Here is a 13452-nt window from a genome sequence, read left to right as displayed (position 1 = left end):
CCGGGGCTAAGCTAACGCTTTAACAGACTTGGAGACGCCTCTCATGCTCAATAAAAATCCTTTCCCAAGCGGCCTATCAACTTGGGACGATCAAGATGCTGCAACATCTCTTGATGACAAAGCGTTTACCGCCCCGCCCGCCTTGACCAACGCTGAACTGGTTCATCTGCGTGTCCGAGTGATTGCCTTGGAAAACCTGGTCATCGCCCTGCTGGCCGATGGTTCGGAACACCAGCTCGCCGTTGCGCGCGAGATGGCCACCTACATATCCCCCAGACCCGGCTTTACCCAGCATCCGCTGACCATTCACGCAGCCGAACAGATGACCCACACCGTCGAGCGCGCCCAGCGATTTCGCCAGAGTGATGTGCCATCGGTTTAATTTCTCGAAACTTGATGCCAATCATTATTGTTCGCAGCAAAGCTTCCTAGACTCGGGCTCCTACTCGTCAATGCCCAGGAAGAAATTATGCGTACCCCCTTGTCGCTTTCGCTTGCCCTGCTCTTGCTCACACCGCTGGCTCACGCTAAGGAATACCCGATCGGTGAGCCACAGTTGTGTCCTGGGCTGGAAGTCGGGGCGGTGTATTTGCAGCCGATCGAGATGGCACCTGCCGGAATGATGCGGGCCACCGCGGATTCCGATGTGCATCTGGAAGCCGACATTCGCGCCACGGCGGACAATCGACAGGGCTTTCAGGAAGGCAGTTTCGTGCCTTACCTCAATGTCTCGTTCAATCTGAAAAAACAGGGCAGCGAGAACGAACTCAAAGGCGATTTCCACGCCATGGTCGCCAATGACGGCCCGCACTATGGCGACAATGTAAAGCTGCTCGGCCCAGGCAAATATCAGCTGACCTTCAACGTCCTGCCACCCGGCGGTCATGGGTCCCTTGGCCGTCATACCGATAAGGAAACCGGCGTAGCCCCCTGGTTTGAACGCTGCGAATTGCACTACGAGTTCATCTACGCCGGCATTGGTAAAAAAGGCGGCTATTGAATGAAGCGCCTGCAGATTGCCTGGCTGATGCTTGCCGGAGCAGTGGCGCCGTTCACGGCCTATGCCGAATTACCCAGCTATGAACTCAGCCTGCGCGATGGCCACTTCACTCCTGCCCTGTTGGAGGTTCCGGCCGGTCAGCGCTTCAAGATCATCCTGAGAAATATCGGCCAAGGCCCAGCCGAATTTGAGAGCACACCATTGCGGGTTGAAAAAGTACTGTCGCCGGGCGTGACAACCTTCGTGGTCATTCACCCGCTCAGGCCCGGCCACTACCCCTTCTTCGACGAGTTCAATCCACAACTGCCCGAGGGCGGCATCCTCGCGAAATAACCCGTTCAAACACGGAGTTTTCATGTATCAATCAATGTTCATTGTCTGGCGCGAAAGCGTCGAGGCGCTGCTGGTGATCGGCATTCTCCAGGCCTGGGTCAGTCAGCAGCATCAGGGTGATCGACTGGCGAAGTACTTGTGGGCAGGCGTCGTGCTGGGGTTGATGCTTTCGGGCCTGCTGGCGGTGTTGATTCTGTTTGCCGGTGAGGCCATGAGCGGTTCAGCCAGTGAATGGTTTCAGGCTGCACTTGCGCTGGTGGCCAGCCTGCTGATAGTGCAAATGGTCGGCTGGATGCACCGCCACGGGCGCACGCTCAAGCACGATTTGCAACGACACGCTGATAGCTACCTGGCTCGGCATGGTGGCGCGAGTCTGTTACTGCTGGCCCTGCTCGCCGTCAGCCGCGAAGGCAGTGAAACGGTAGTCTTTCTCTATGGCTCCGGTGCTCAGTTGCGAGGTCCGCAGCTCAGTTTGTTTGTCGTCGGCGGCGCAATGGGATTGGTGCTGTCGGCGCTGACCATTGCCTTGCTGCACAGCAGTCGCCGGTTCATCTCGTGGCAGCGATTCTTTTCCATCAGCGAAGCTGTTTTGCTGATACTCGGCGCGGCGTTGCTGGTCAGCGGTACCGAGCGAATTGGCGGCCAATTACTCGCCATGGATTTACCGGAGGTGATGTACAGCCTCGTTGGTGATGCGCTTTGGGACAGCAGTGCCTTGCTCAGCGACAGCCATGGACTGGGTGGTTTTCTTGCCGGTTTTGCCGGTTATCGTGCGACGCCCAGCGGCATGACGTTACTGGTGCTGGCCGGTTATTGGCTGACCGTCGGGGGTTGGCTGCGCCAGCGTGCTGTGGAAAAAGTCCCATGCCTGAGCTGAGTCGCCGCAATCAATGGCTGCAGCGCCTGGGCGACGGCATGCGTCGTCACGCGCCCGTCATCCGTGCCGTGCAGTGGGTCGTTGTACTGTTTTACGCGTTGCTGTTGGTGATCCCGGCGGTGTTGTCGCTGCCGGACAGCCAGGCACGGCTGCTCGATAACCTGACCCTGTTCGCGCAGTTTTTGTTCTGGGGCATTTGGTGGCCGTTCGTGTTGCTGTCGATCGTACTGTTTGGACGAATCTGGTGTGGCGTTCTCTGTCCGGAAGGCTCACTCAGCGAATGGGCCAGCCATTACGGCAAAGGTTTGGGTGTACCGCGCTGGTTGCGCTGGGGCGGCTGGCCAACCCTGGCGTTCTGCCTGACAACCCTCTACGGCCAGTTGATCAGCGTCTATGACTACGCCCAGGCGGCGCTGTTGATTCTGGGCGGTTCGACCGTCGCCGCGGTCGTCGTCGGGTTGCTGTTCGCCCGAGGCAAACGGGTCTGGTGCCGTTACCTGTGCCCGGTCAGTGGCGTCTTCGCCCTGCTCGCCCGACTGGCGCCCGTGCATTTTCAGGTCGACGAACAACGCTGGATGGAAAACCCCGCGCCACGCCTGCCGCCGCCCAACTGCGCGCCCTTGCTCGATATCCGTCGTATGCAAGGCGCCAGTGACTGCCATGCCTGCGGACGTTGCAGCGGACAACGCGGCGCGGTTCAGCTGATCGCGCGCTCCAGCAACCAAGAGATTCTTCATGCGACGGCGCAGACGCTTTCACCATGGGACGCGCGTCTATTGCTGTTCGGTGTGATCGGTCTGGCCATGGGCGCCTTTCAGTGGACGGTCAGCCCATGGTTCGTCGCCCTCAAACAAACCCTCGCCCAATGGCTGGTCGAGCACGACCAACTCTGGGCCCTTGAGGACAACGCGCCCTGGTGGCTGCTGACCCATTACCCGCACCTCAACGACAGCTTCAGCTGGCTCGACGGTTTCAGCATCGTCGCTTACTTGAGTTTGAGTTCGATGGTGTTAGGCACGGCGTTGATGATCCTTCTGCGCCTGACGGCTCGACTGGCGCAAGATCCTGCACTGTATTGGCCCCTGGCGCTGACACTCACGCCCTTGGGTGGTGCGGGATTGTTTCTAGGGCTGTCGGCCACAACGGTGAAATTGCTGCGCTATGAAGGTCTGCTACTGGAGTGGGTACAACCGGCCAGGGCTTGTCTGTTAATGGCTGCGATGGGCTGGAGCCTGTTGCTGGGTTGGAAACGGCTGGACCGCGAAGGCCTTTCCCAGGTTCGTCGCTGCGCTGGCAGCACTTGCCTGTTACTCGCCATCGGCTTGGTAGGGTTCGACTGGTGGTTGCAGTTCTGGGGCTGGTCCTGAGCGCCCTCATCCACAACCACCAACCCGAATTACCTAGACTTTAAAACGCGCCACCGTCTGGTGCAGCGCCCCGGCCATCTGCGCCAAATCGTGACCTGCGGTGTGAGTATGTTGGGCACCCAGCAAGACCTGCTCTGACAAGTTGCGAATCCCCATCAGATTGCGGTCCACCTCACGCGCCACCAATGCCTGCTCCTCCGTAGCGCTGGCAATCATCATGTTGCGCTCGTTGATCTGCGAGATCGACCGGGTGATTTCATCCAATGCATCGCCCGACCGTTGCGCCACTTCCAGGGTGGCCCGCACCAGGTTGCTGCTGCTTTGCATGGCCGTCACCGCATGCCCGGTATCGAGACGAATGTTGCCGATCATCTGCTCGATTTCCTGGGTGGACTCTTGAGTGCGATGCGCCAGGGCGCGCACTTCATCGGCGACCACGGCAAAACCGCGTCCGGCATCACCAGCACGAGCCGCTTCAATGGCCGCGTTCAGGGCCAGCAAATTGGTCTGCTCGGCGATGCTGCGAATCACGTCCAGCACCTTGCTGATGTCCTGCACCCGGCCCGCCAGTTGCTCGATGCGCTGTGAAGTGTCGGTGACCCCATCGGCCAGTGCGCCGATTGAAACCACGGTTTCCTGAACCTGTTCACGCCCGCGTTGCGCGGTTTGCTCGGACTGCCGCGAGGCCTCGGAGGTGCTGACCGCATTGCGCGCCACTTCATCGACCGCAGCGGTCATCTGGTTCACGGCGGTGGCCGCCTGCTCGATCTCCAGCCCTTGCAATTGCAGGTTGCTGCTGGTCTGGCTGCTGACCGCACTCAGCTCTTCGGAGGAACTGGCCACCTGGTCCACCGACATCGCGATGTGCCTGACCATGGCATTCAGACTTTGCTGCATCTGATGCATGTTCATCATCACGCTGCCGCCGGCACTTGAGTTCACGGGTACCTGAATCGTCAGGTCGCCTTGAGCGATCTGACTTAAAAACCGTGCGGCATCGTCCGGCTCGCCGCCCAATGGACGGGTCACACTGCGCGTGACGATCACCGCCGCGGCGATGACCAGCGCCACACAGAACAAAAACAACCCGAGCATATTGCGCCGGGCATCGCTGTACAACGCCTGCGCTGATTGTTCTCTGTCGGCGAATATTTTGCCTTGCAGCGCCATCAATTGATCCAGGCTGCCATAAACCTCGCGTTCGGCCGGCACGACCTTTTGTTTCAGCTGTGCCATGGCGTCATCGAAAGCCCCTTGCCGGATCAACACCTGCACTTGAGTGAACGCCGCCACGTAGGCTTCACGATTCTTCTTCAACGCGGCATAAGCGGTTTTGCCCTCTGGCAAATAGAACAATGGTTCAAGCGTATCGAGTGCCTGGGTAATCCGTTTCTTGGTAGCGTCGATTGACTGCTGCACCTGCTGATTATCTTTATCGATCAGTAGATCCCTAGTGTTCCTGGCGTTATCACGTACGCCGGTGGCGATGACCATGATCGGATCGATCTTCGGCCAGTCCTGCTTGACGATTACTACCGCCTGTTCCTTGAGCGTTGCCAGATCGTGCAACGCGTAAAACGCCATGCCCATCAGCGCCAACGGCGCGATGGCAAAGCCGATGACGATACGTTGTGCTGTCGTTAATTTGGCCATATCAAATGCTCCCTGTTTGATACCTGCCGATTGGCAGCGCATTTGAAAACCTAATGATGGATGTCACCGTTAAACGTTGATTCGCAGCCACGGTTACCCCCGTAACACGAAAGCGGGAAACAGCTCGCGCATGGCTTCCCATAAGTCAGGTAGCAAGGCTTGTGCCGAAACACTCGGCAGCAGCGGATCGAACATCCGCTCGGTGCGAACCAGTTGCACGGCGAAACGCTTGACGCCGAGTTCGCTCAAACGCTGCGCGAGGACCAGTAACCGCGCCGGCTCGAACAGATGCCAGTGCACAGTGGTACGACATTCATAATCGACACCACTTGCCAGCAGATGCTCAAGGCTGCGCCAATTGGCGGTACCGCTGCCTTCGACCCGGGTGATCGCCTGGCAATCCTCCGGCAGCGCCTTCACATCGAAGCCAACCCAATCAGCGCCAGGCAATGCCTTGGCGAATGCAGCCGGCTTGATACCGGCACTGTGCAAACCAATGCGAAACCCCATCGCCCGCACCTCCTCCATGGCGCCGAGCAAACCGTCCTGCAGGGTCGGCTCACCGCCACTGAACACCACCGCATCGAGCAGGTCCTGACGCCGTTGCAGAAACGCCAGCACCCGCCGCCAATCCACTTCGTCTGTGCCACGAGGCGGGATCAACTGCGGGTTATGGCAGTAACGACAACGCCAGGCGCAACCCTGGCAAAACAGCACGCAGGCGAGCTGTCCCGGATAGTCGATAGTGGTCAGGGGCACCATGCCCCCGACCCGAAGCGTTCGACTCATTGGCGCCCGGCCAGCGCCGCGCTTTCAGTGAAGTGCACCCGCTCACGGTGCTCCGACTGTTTACCCGGATTGAACGCCGACACAGGGCGGTGATAGCCCATCACCCGGGTCCAGACTTCGCAGCGTTGACGTTGAGCCTGGGGCAGTGCTTGCGATGCAGTCATGGTGAAGCTCCTTGCGGTTGAGTGGATCGAAATCAATGAACGGTGCCGAGCTTCTGTTCTTGCAGCAGCAAGACCTCGTCGCATTTGGGGCAGAACTCATGCTCGCCATCGAGGTAGCCGTGCACCGGGCAGATGGAGAACGTCGGGGTCACGGTCAGGTACGGCAGGCGGAAGCGGCCAAGGGCTTTGCGCACCAGTTGCTTGCACGCCTCGGTCGAGGAAATCCGCTCGGCCATGTACAGATGCAAGACGGTGCCGCCGGTGTATTTGCATTGCAGTTCGTCTTGAAGCTCCAGGGCCTCGAAGGGGTCTTCGGTGTAGCCCACGGGCAGTTGGGAAGAGTTGGTGTAATACGGCGCTTGCACGCTGCCAGCCTGGAGAATGCCGGGGTAACGCTTGAGGTCTTCCTTGGCAAAACGGTAAGTCGTGCCCTCAGCTGGCGTCGCCTCCAGGTTGTACATGTGGCCGGTTTCCTCTTGGAAACGCAGCAACGTGGCGCGCACATGATCGAGCATGTTCAGGGCAAACTGCCGGCCATGCTCGGTGTGCATGCCCTCCTCGTCGCCGGTGAAATTGCGCAGCATTTCATGCATGCCGTTGAGGCCGATGGTCGAGAAATGGTTGCGCAGGGTTCCGAGGTAGCGCTTGGTGTACGGGTACAAACCGGCATCCATGTGGTGCTGAATCACCTTGCGCTTGACCTCCAGGCTTTCCATCGCCAGTTCCATCAGTGTGTCCAGACGCTGCAATAATCCACTGGTATCACCCTTGAACACATAGCCCAGCCGTGCGCAGTTGATGGTGACAACGCCAAGCGATCCGGTCTGTTCCGCTGAGCCGAACAAGCCGCCGCCACGCTTGAGCAACTCGCGCACATCGAGCTGCAAACGGCAGCACATTGAACGCACCTGATTGGGTTGCAGATCAGAATTGAGGAAGTTCTGGAAATACGGCAGGCCGTACCGCGCAGTCATCTCGAACAGACGATCGGCGTTTTCACTGTCCCACGGAAAGTCATGGGTGATGTTGTAGGTCGGGATCGGAAAGGTGAACACCCGCCCTTTCGCGTCGCCGGCCTGCATCACTTCGATGTAAGCGCGGTTGAGCAGCTCCATTTCGGCTTGCAGTTCACCATAGGCAAACGGCATTTCTTCACCGCCGATGACGGGTATTTGCTCACGCAAATCCTGGGGGCACACCCAGTCGAAGGTCAGGTTGGTAAATGGCGTCTGCGTGCCCCAGCGTGACGGTACGTTGAGGTTGTAGATGAACTCCTGGATCGCCTGGCGTACTTCCTGAAAACTCAGTTGATCCTTGCGCACGTAGGGCGCCAGATAGGTGTCGAACGAGCTGAACGCCTGGGCACCGGCCCATTCGTTTTGCAGGGTGCCGAGAAAATTCACCATCTGCCCCAAGGCACTGCTCAAGTGCTTTGGCGGACCGGCTTCAACACGCCCCGGCACACCGTTGAGCCCTTCGTGCAACAGGGTGCGCAGCGACCAGCCGGCGCAGTAACCGGCGAGCATGTCGAGGTCGTGCACATGCAAATCCGCCTCGCGGTGGGCCTGGCCTATGGCCTCGCTGTACACCTCGTCCAGCCAGTAGTTGGCAGTGACCTTGCCCGACACGTTCAACACCAGTCCGCCCAGTGAATACCCCTGATTGGCGTTGGCCTGGACCCGCCAGTCTTCACGGTCCAGGTATTCGTTCATCGAAGTCGCCACCTCGACCATGGTCCGGCGGTCGCGGCGCAAGCGCCCGTGCTGTTCGCGGTAGACGATGTAGGCACGCATGGCGAGGAAATATCCGGCGTCCATCAACACCCGTTCAACACGGTCCTGGATTTGCTCGACATGGAGTCTTGGCAAACCTTCGAGCCTGGCCAATACCGCGTTAAGCAAGCCTTCAACCTCAACCTCGGCGTACTCCCCCGTCGCCTTGCCGGCGGCGATCAATGCCTGACGGATTTTGTCGGCATCGAAGGCGACCTGACTGCCATCGCGTTTGTGCAAGCGGTTACATCCTACTGCGATCAGCGTGCTTTGCATTTGGCCTCCAGATACTACATATAGATTTAAAAAAATCTAAAACCACAACATGCAGTGAAGGCTACGGAAAAAGTGCTGATCTGCAATTGATCGACATCAAGATTCCCCGGCGAAAGAACGTCCGATAACGGCAGAAGAAAATCTAATGTGGGAGCGAGCCTGCTCGCGATGACTGCAGCACGCTCAACATTGATGTCGATTGTTCTACCGCTATCGCGAGCAGGCTCGCTCCCACAGTGATTTGCTGTGTTTTACAGATCAGCTCAACCGCCACTCATGTTCATGAACCGTACAATCTGCACCTCCCCTTCGGGGCTGAAATCGTGGCGCAACGGTTTGCCGCGCAAGGCCTTCTGCACGGCATTGATCACGGGCTGATCATCCAGCGGATAACGCCGCAGCAATCCTCTTAAATCCAGGGCATCGTCCTGCCCCAAACACAGCAACAGCTTCCCTTCAACGGTCATCCGTACCCGGTTGCAGCTGCCGCAGAAGTTGTGGCTGTTGGGTGAAATGAAGCCGATCCGGGTCTCGGGATGGCGTTCCAGACGCACATAGCGTGCCGGTCCGCCGCTGTTTTCGGTGCTGTCGAGTAACCGATGCTGGCTGGCGATCAGCGCCCGAACCTCGTCGCTGGAACAAAACGATTCACCCCGGGAACGCCCGACATCGCCCAAGGGCATTTCCTCGATGAAACTGATATCGATGCGCTGGTCAATGGCGTACTGCACCAACGCCGGGACTTCATCAAAGTTGCGGCCCTTCATCACCACGCAGTTGAGTTTGATCCGCTCGAACCCCGCGTCCCGTGCTGCCTCAATGCCGTTGAGCACTTGATCGAGATCGCCAATGCGGGTGATCGCGCGAAACTTCTGCCCGTCCAGGCTATCGAGGCTGATGTTCATCCGCTTCACCCCGGCATCGACCAACGGCCGGGCCAGACGGCCCAGCTGCGAGCCGTTGCTGGTCATCACCAATTCGCGCAAACCGGGCAACGCGGCGATGTTGCGACAAAGGTCGACAATGCCCGGACGAATCAGCGGCTCGCCGCCGGTCAGGCGAATCTTGCGTACACCCAGACCAACGAACAGCGTTGCCAAACGCTGCAACTCTTCAAGGGTGAGCACCTGCTGACGCGGCAGGAAGGTCATGTTTTTCGCCATGCAATACACACAGCGAAAATCACAGCGGTCCGTCACCGACATCCGCAGATAATCAATCTGCCGTCCAAAGCCATCCTGCATTACAGCGTTCATCACATCTCCCGGTTTGCCTCGATGCTCACTGCACCAGCGGTGAGTCGGCGCCCTGCAAATGGATACCGCGAATATCCGCCGCACCGATCAGGGTTTGCAGGTACTGCACCAGGGCTTTTTGCCACACGCCTTGCTGCAACTGCGTGCGGATCGCCGTCGACACCACTTCATAGGGCAACGGCATGCCTTCGATTCGCTGATCGACACTGACTACATGCCAGCCGTAGCGACTTTCCAGCGGTTTGCTGGCCAGGCCCGGCGCCAGAGTGAACAACTGACGTTCCAGTTCAGGCACGGTTTGGCCCTTGCTGATCTGCCCCAAAGAACCACCCTGAGCCTTCGACGGGCAGGCCGAATATTTCAACGCCAGTTCGGCGAAAGTGCCGGGGAATTCATCCAGACGTTGCAGCAGGACTTCCGCCTGAACATGCGCAAGGCTGCGCGCCTCGACATCGTCCGGCGCACATTCGAGCAGGATGTGCCGTACCGCCAGCAATGGTGCGCTGTGAAAGCGCCCGCGATTGTTTTCGTAGTAACGAAGACTGGTTTCCTCGTCGCACTGCGGCACATGCACCTCGCGTTCAAGCAACAAACGCGTGGCCGCTTCTTCTTCGTTCTCGCCAGCACCGATCTCCATCGATACGCCGAGTTCGGCAATGCGCTGCTGCAACAACTCGCGGATCACCAACGCCCGGGCGGCCAAGTACACCGCTTCTTCGCGGCTTTCGGCCGGATGATATTGCAGCTCCAGCGCCATCGCTTCCGGGGTGATCGACACCTCGTTGACGCTGATGATCGGCCACTCCTGTTCACTGCTGGCGATCAACTGCGCCGGGGCGTCATCGGCCCCTGCGGGCTCAACCGGCAGCGCCTCGAACTGCGCCTCTGCGACCGGCGCCATGTCGAGAACGGCCTCCGCTTTTTTTGAAGAACCGCAGCCACCGCTGCCCCCATTACCGCCACCACATCCGCATCCACCTGACATGATTGTCTCCTCAGTACTTCTGACGAACGATTTGATAACGACGCCCCAGGTACCAGATCGGTGCGCTGATCATGTGTACGAGACGGGTGAAGGGGAACAGCACAAACAGGGTCAAACCGAGAAACACATGCAGCTTGTAGATCAGCCCGACCGGCGCGATGGCCGCCGCGGCTTCCACCGGACGCAACAACACGGTGTTCTGTGCCCAATCGGCGAGCATCACCATCACCGAGCCGTCCATGTGCGCGGTGGACGCAACGATCGTCAGCAGCCCCAGCAGCAACTGCGCCAGCAGCACCAGCAGAACCAGAATGTCCGAGGGGCTGGACGTGGCGCGGACCCGTGGATCGGTCAGCCGCCGATTGACCAGCATCAGCAAGCCAATCAGGCACAACAGACCGAAGAAGCCACCGGACACCATCGCCAGCAACTGCTTGTTCTCAGTGCTGATCACGTGGTGATACACCGACGCCGGGGTCAGCAGGCCGACAAAGTGTCCGGCCAGTACGAACAACACACCGATGTGGAAAAAGTTGCTCGCCACGCGCATGCCGCGCTGATTGAGCATCTGGCTCGAGCCGGCCTTCCAGGTGTACTGCGACAGATCGAAACGCGCCCAGCTGCCAATCAGGCAAATCGCCAGGGCGACGTAGGGATAGACCCCGAACAACAACAGGTTCCATTTAGACATTACCTACCTCCTTGGCCGGCACGACGGCCAACCCTTCATGCTGAAAATCCACCCAGTGCAACGGCACCGCACTTTCTTCCCGGGCCTTGCCCGGTGCGCTTGGCAGTCCACTGCAACGGTCCTGCTGTTCGGCCTGGAGAAAGTCCACGGCCTCCTCTTCCCAGATCTTGTCGAGGGCTTCCAGGGAGTCGTCGCGCGGCTCCGCCGCCACCTGCGCCCGCAGGTCGGCCACCGCTTGATGCGGCTCGGCCCCGGCAATTTGCAGCAGCGCCCGGAAGCAGCTGGCATAGGCACTTTCACGCTCTTCAAGACGCGCCGCGAGCAAGGCCAGCAAGTGCGACACATCCGCCAGGCCCTCCCGGGCCTCGATGTCTTCGCGGGTGGACAGGAACTCCAGATACAGCGGGATGTAATCGGGCAGCTCTTTGACACCGATGGCAAAACCGGCTTCTTCGTATTGCGCCATCATGTCGACCATCGCCTGGCCACGATCGCGGGATTCGCCATGCACGTGCTCGAACAAGAGCAGCGACAGCGAGCGACCTCGACCGAACAGCGCACCGTAGTGCTCCTGCCCATCCATCAGGTCATTGGCGCAGATCAACTCCAACAATTCGAACAACGCGCCGCGTTGCTTGGGGCTGATTTCCCGTGACTGGATGATCGCTTGCTCGAGTTCGTCGCGACCGCCAATCAGTGTCTCGGTCGGGTAATCGAGCAGCAGCGAAATCACTTTGAGAATTTGCATGCTCATTCCTCCCACAACTGGACGGTTTTCAGGATGTCGCGGCGGTTGGCTTTCTTCGCACCGAACATGTTGGTGTCGGAGCTGCCGCTGCAGCCGCTACCAAAGCTGAAACCGCAACCGGAGCGCTCGGCAAAGGCGTCGCTCATGGCGTCTTCACGGTGGGCGCTCGGTACCACAAAGCGGTCTTCGTAGTTGGCGATTGCCAGGTAGCGATACATCTCCTCGACCTGGGCCACACTCAGGCCGACATCCGCCAGCACCTGCAGGTCCTGCACGCCGTCGACTTGCTCGGAACGTTTGTAGGCGCGCATCGCCAGCAAGCGTTTAAGCGCACGCTTGACCGGTTTTTCATCACCCGCCGTCAAAAGGTTCGCCAGGTACTTCAGGGGAATACGCAGGCTGTCGACATCCGGAATCACCCCGTTCATGCCGACAGTGCCGGCGGTCGCGGCGTTCTGGATCGGCGACAGTGGCGGCACGTACCAGACCATCGGCAAGGTGCGGTATTCCGGGTGCAGCGGCAGGGCGAGTTTCCAGTCCACGGCCATTTTGTAGACCGGCGAACGCTGAGCGGAATCGATCACCGATTGCGGTACGCCATCGGCCAGGGCCTGACGAATCACTGCCGGATCGTTCGGATCGAGGAAGATCTCCAGTTGTTTCTCGTACAGGTCCTGCTCATTGGCGGTGCTCGCCACTTCGCTGATGCGGTCGGCGTCATACAGCAGCACGCCGAGGTAGCGGATGCGCCCGACGCAGGTTTCCGCGCAAACGGTCGGCATCCCGGCTTCGATACGCGGGTAGCAGAAGATGCATTTCTCGGACTTACCGCTTTTCCAGTTGAAATAGATCTTCTTGTACGGGCAGCCGCTGATGCACATCCGCCAGCCACGGCATTTTTCCTGGTCGATCAGGACGATGCCGTCTTCTTCACGCTTGTAGATCGCACCGCTCGGGCACGACGCCGCGCACGTCGGGTTGAGGCAGTGCTCGCACAAGCGCGGCAAATACATCATGAACGTGTTTTCGTACTCGCCGTAAATGTCCGCCTGAATCTTGTCGAAGTTCTTGTCCTTGCGACGTTTGGCGAATTCGGTGCCGAGGATTTCTTCCCAGTTCGGACCCCACTCGATTTTTTCCATGCGCTTGCCGGAGATCAGCGAACGCGGACGCGCGGTGGGCTGATGCTCGCCCAGCGGCGCGGTGTGCAGGTGCTGGTAATCAAAGTCGAACGGTTCGTAGTAGTCGTCGAGGCTCGGCAGGTCCGGGTTGGCGAAAATGTTTGCCAGCACGCGGAATTTACCGCCGATGCGCGGGTTGATCGTGCCGTTGGCGTTGCGGATCCAGCCGCCCTTCCACTTGTCCTGGTTTTCCCATTCTTTCGGGTAGCCGATCCCGGGTTTTGATTCGACGTTGTTGAACCAGGCGTATTCCATGCCTTCGCGGCTGGTCCAGACGTTTTTGCAGGTGATCGAACAGGTGTGGCAACCGATGCATTTGTCCAGGTTCAGAACCATGCCGATTTGTGAGCGAATCTTCAT

At 59.2% G+C, this 13452-nt stretch carries 14 protein-coding genes and 1 pseudogene; 5 read left to right on the top strand and 10 right to left on the bottom strand.

Annotated elements, in window-relative coordinates; genetic code table 11:
- Positions 1-43: 43 nt before the first annotated feature.
- The 5 genes from JIO00_RS14350 to JIO00_RS14330 all read left to right on the top strand — a co-directional run bounded on the left by JIO00_RS14350 (position 44) and on the right by JIO00_RS14330 (position 3577).
- Complete coding sequence (locus JIO00_RS14350) at positions 44-382, top strand: hypothetical protein (protein WP_077748446.1); 339 nt, start codon at positions 44-46, stop codon at positions 380-382.
- 87 nt (positions 383-469) lie between these two features.
- Positions 470-1000, top strand: a complete 531-nt coding sequence (locus JIO00_RS14345; protein ID WP_077748445.1) for an iron transporter — start codon at positions 470-472, stop codon at positions 998-1000.
- Positions 1001-1333, top strand: a complete 333-nt coding sequence (locus JIO00_RS14340) for a cupredoxin domain-containing protein (protein ID WP_077748444.1) — start codon at positions 1001-1003, stop codon at positions 1331-1333. It abuts the gene before it with no gap.
- A 22-nt stretch (positions 1334-1355) separates the two neighbouring features.
- On the top strand, positions 1356-2210 hold the full coding sequence (locus JIO00_RS14335; protein WP_010460249.1) for an FTR1 family iron permease: 855 nt from the start codon (positions 1356-1358) through the stop codon (positions 2208-2210).
- Positions 2198-3577: a 4Fe-4S binding protein gene (locus JIO00_RS14330; RefSeq protein ID WP_077748443.1), complete on the top strand. Its 1380-nt coding sequence runs from the start codon at positions 2198-2200 to the stop codon at positions 3575-3577. Before JIO00_RS14335 ends, JIO00_RS14330 begins: the two co-directional genes overlap by 13 nt.
- A gap of 33 nt (positions 3578-3610) precedes the next feature.
- On the opposite strand, the gene JIO00_RS30160 is transcribed toward JIO00_RS14330, so the two are convergent.
- The 10 genes and pseudogenes from JIO00_RS30160 to narH all read right to left on the bottom strand — a co-directional run bounded on the left by JIO00_RS30160 (position 3611) and on the right by narH (position 13452).
- Positions 3611-4315, bottom strand: coding sequence for a methyl-accepting chemotaxis protein (locus JIO00_RS30160; RefSeq protein ID WP_370655155.1), 705 nt, complete (start codon positions 4313-4315; stop codon positions 3611-3613).
- Positions 4316-4702: 387 nt separating this feature from the next.
- Positions 4703-5230 (bottom strand): annotated as a pseudogene (locus tag JIO00_RS30155) (MCP four helix bundle domain-containing protein); the annotation flags it as partial.
- A 93-nt stretch (positions 5231-5323) separates the two neighbouring features.
- Positions 5324-6019, bottom strand: coding sequence for an anaerobic ribonucleoside-triphosphate reductase activating protein (locus JIO00_RS14320; RefSeq protein ID WP_077748442.1), 696 nt, complete (start codon positions 6017-6019; stop codon positions 5324-5326).
- The gene (gene nrdD / locus JIO00_RS29950; protein ID WP_010460242.1) at positions 6016-6183 is read right to left on the bottom strand and encodes an anaerobic ribonucleoside-triphosphate reductase; all 168 of its coding nucleotides are present in this window, start codon (positions 6181-6183) and stop codon (positions 6016-6018) included. The genes JIO00_RS14320 and nrdD overlap by 4 nt, the downstream gene beginning before the upstream one ends.
- A 32-nt stretch (positions 6184-6215) precedes the next feature.
- Positions 6216-8231 carry a ribonucleoside triphosphate reductase gene (locus JIO00_RS14310; protein WP_200668542.1) on the bottom strand — a complete coding sequence of 672 codons (2016 nt, stop codon included), beginning with the start codon at positions 8229-8231 and terminating at the stop codon, positions 6216-6218.
- Between the two features lie 263 nt (positions 8232-8494).
- Positions 8495-9487 (bottom strand): GTP 3',8-cyclase MoaA, encoded by a 993-nt coding sequence (gene moaA, locus JIO00_RS14305; protein ID WP_077748440.1) that lies wholly within the window; start codon positions 9485-9487, stop codon positions 8495-8497.
- A gap of 25 nt (positions 9488-9512) precedes the next feature.
- A complete protein-coding gene (locus JIO00_RS14300; RefSeq protein WP_077748439.1) occupies positions 9513-10472 on the bottom strand; it encodes a peptidylprolyl isomerase in 960 nt (319 codons plus the stop codon).
- A 10-nt stretch (positions 10473-10482) separates the two neighbouring features.
- A complete protein-coding gene (gene narI / locus JIO00_RS14295; RefSeq protein ID WP_010460234.1) occupies positions 10483-11163 on the bottom strand; it encodes a respiratory nitrate reductase subunit gamma in 681 nt (226 codons plus the stop codon).
- Positions 11156-11911 carry a nitrate reductase molybdenum cofactor assembly chaperone gene (narJ, locus tag JIO00_RS14290; RefSeq protein WP_010460232.1) on the bottom strand — a complete coding sequence of 252 codons (756 nt, stop codon included), beginning with the start codon at positions 11909-11911 and terminating at the stop codon, positions 11156-11158. The genes narI and narJ overlap by 8 nt, the downstream gene beginning before the upstream one ends.
- Positions 11912-11913: 2 nt before the next feature.
- On the bottom strand, positions 11914-13452 hold the full coding sequence (gene narH / locus JIO00_RS14285) for a nitrate reductase subunit beta (protein ID WP_010460230.1): 1539 nt from the start codon (positions 13450-13452) through the stop codon (positions 11914-11916).

The organism is Pseudomonas sp. SW-3 (genome assembly GCF_016615645.1).
In the GTDB taxonomy this organism is placed as follows: Bacteria; Pseudomonadota; Gammaproteobacteria; order Pseudomonadales; family Pseudomonadaceae; genus Aquipseudomonas; species Aquipseudomonas mandelii.
This window is presented reverse-complemented; position numbering and strand designations above follow the sequence as displayed.

Coding starts and splice junctions, on each gene's coding strand:
- JIO00_RS14350 (WP_077748446.1), top strand. CDS start 44: ATGCTCAATAAAAATCCTTTCCCAAGCGGCCTATCAACTTGGGACGAT.
- JIO00_RS14345 (WP_077748445.1), top strand. CDS start 470: ATGCGTACCCCCTTGTCGCTTTCGCTTGCCCTGCTCTTGCTCACACCG.
- JIO00_RS14340 (WP_077748444.1), top strand. CDS start 1,001: ATGAAGCGCCTGCAGATTGCCTGGCTGATGCTTGCCGGAGCAGTGGCG.
- JIO00_RS14335 (WP_010460249.1), top strand. CDS start 1,356: ATGTATCAATCAATGTTCATTGTCTGGCGCGAAAGCGTCGAGGCGCTG.
- JIO00_RS14330 (WP_077748443.1), top strand. CDS start 2,198: ATGCCTGAGCTGAGTCGCCGCAATCAATGGCTGCAGCGCCTGGGCGAC.
- JIO00_RS30160 (WP_370655155.1), bottom strand. CDS start 4,315: ATGACCGCTGCGGTCGATGAAGTGGCGCGCAATGCGGTCAGCACCTCC.
- JIO00_RS14320 (WP_077748442.1), bottom strand. CDS start 6,019: ATGAGTCGAACGCTTCGGGTCGGGGGCATGGTGCCCCTGACCACTATC.
- nrdD (WP_010460242.1), bottom strand. CDS start 6,183: ATGACTGCATCGCAAGCACTGCCCCAGGCTCAACGTCAACGCTGCGAA.
- JIO00_RS14310 (WP_200668542.1), bottom strand. CDS start 8,231: ATGCAAAGCACGCTGATCGCAGTAGGATGTAACCGCTTGCACAAACGC.
- moaA (WP_077748440.1), bottom strand. CDS start 9,487: ATGAACGCTGTAATGCAGGATGGCTTTGGACGGCAGATTGATTATCTG.
- JIO00_RS14300 (WP_077748439.1), bottom strand. CDS start 10,472: ATGTCAGGTGGATGCGGATGTGGTGGCGGTAATGGGGGCAGCGGTGGC.
- narI (WP_010460234.1), bottom strand. CDS start 11,163: ATGTCTAAATGGAACCTGTTGTTGTTCGGGGTCTATCCCTACGTCGCC.
- narJ (WP_010460232.1), bottom strand. CDS start 11,911: ATGCAAATTCTCAAAGTGATTTCGCTGCTGCTCGATTACCCGACCGAG.
- narH (WP_010460230.1), bottom strand. CDS start 13,452: ATGAAGATTCGCTCACAAATCGGCATGGTTCTGAACCTGGACAAATGC.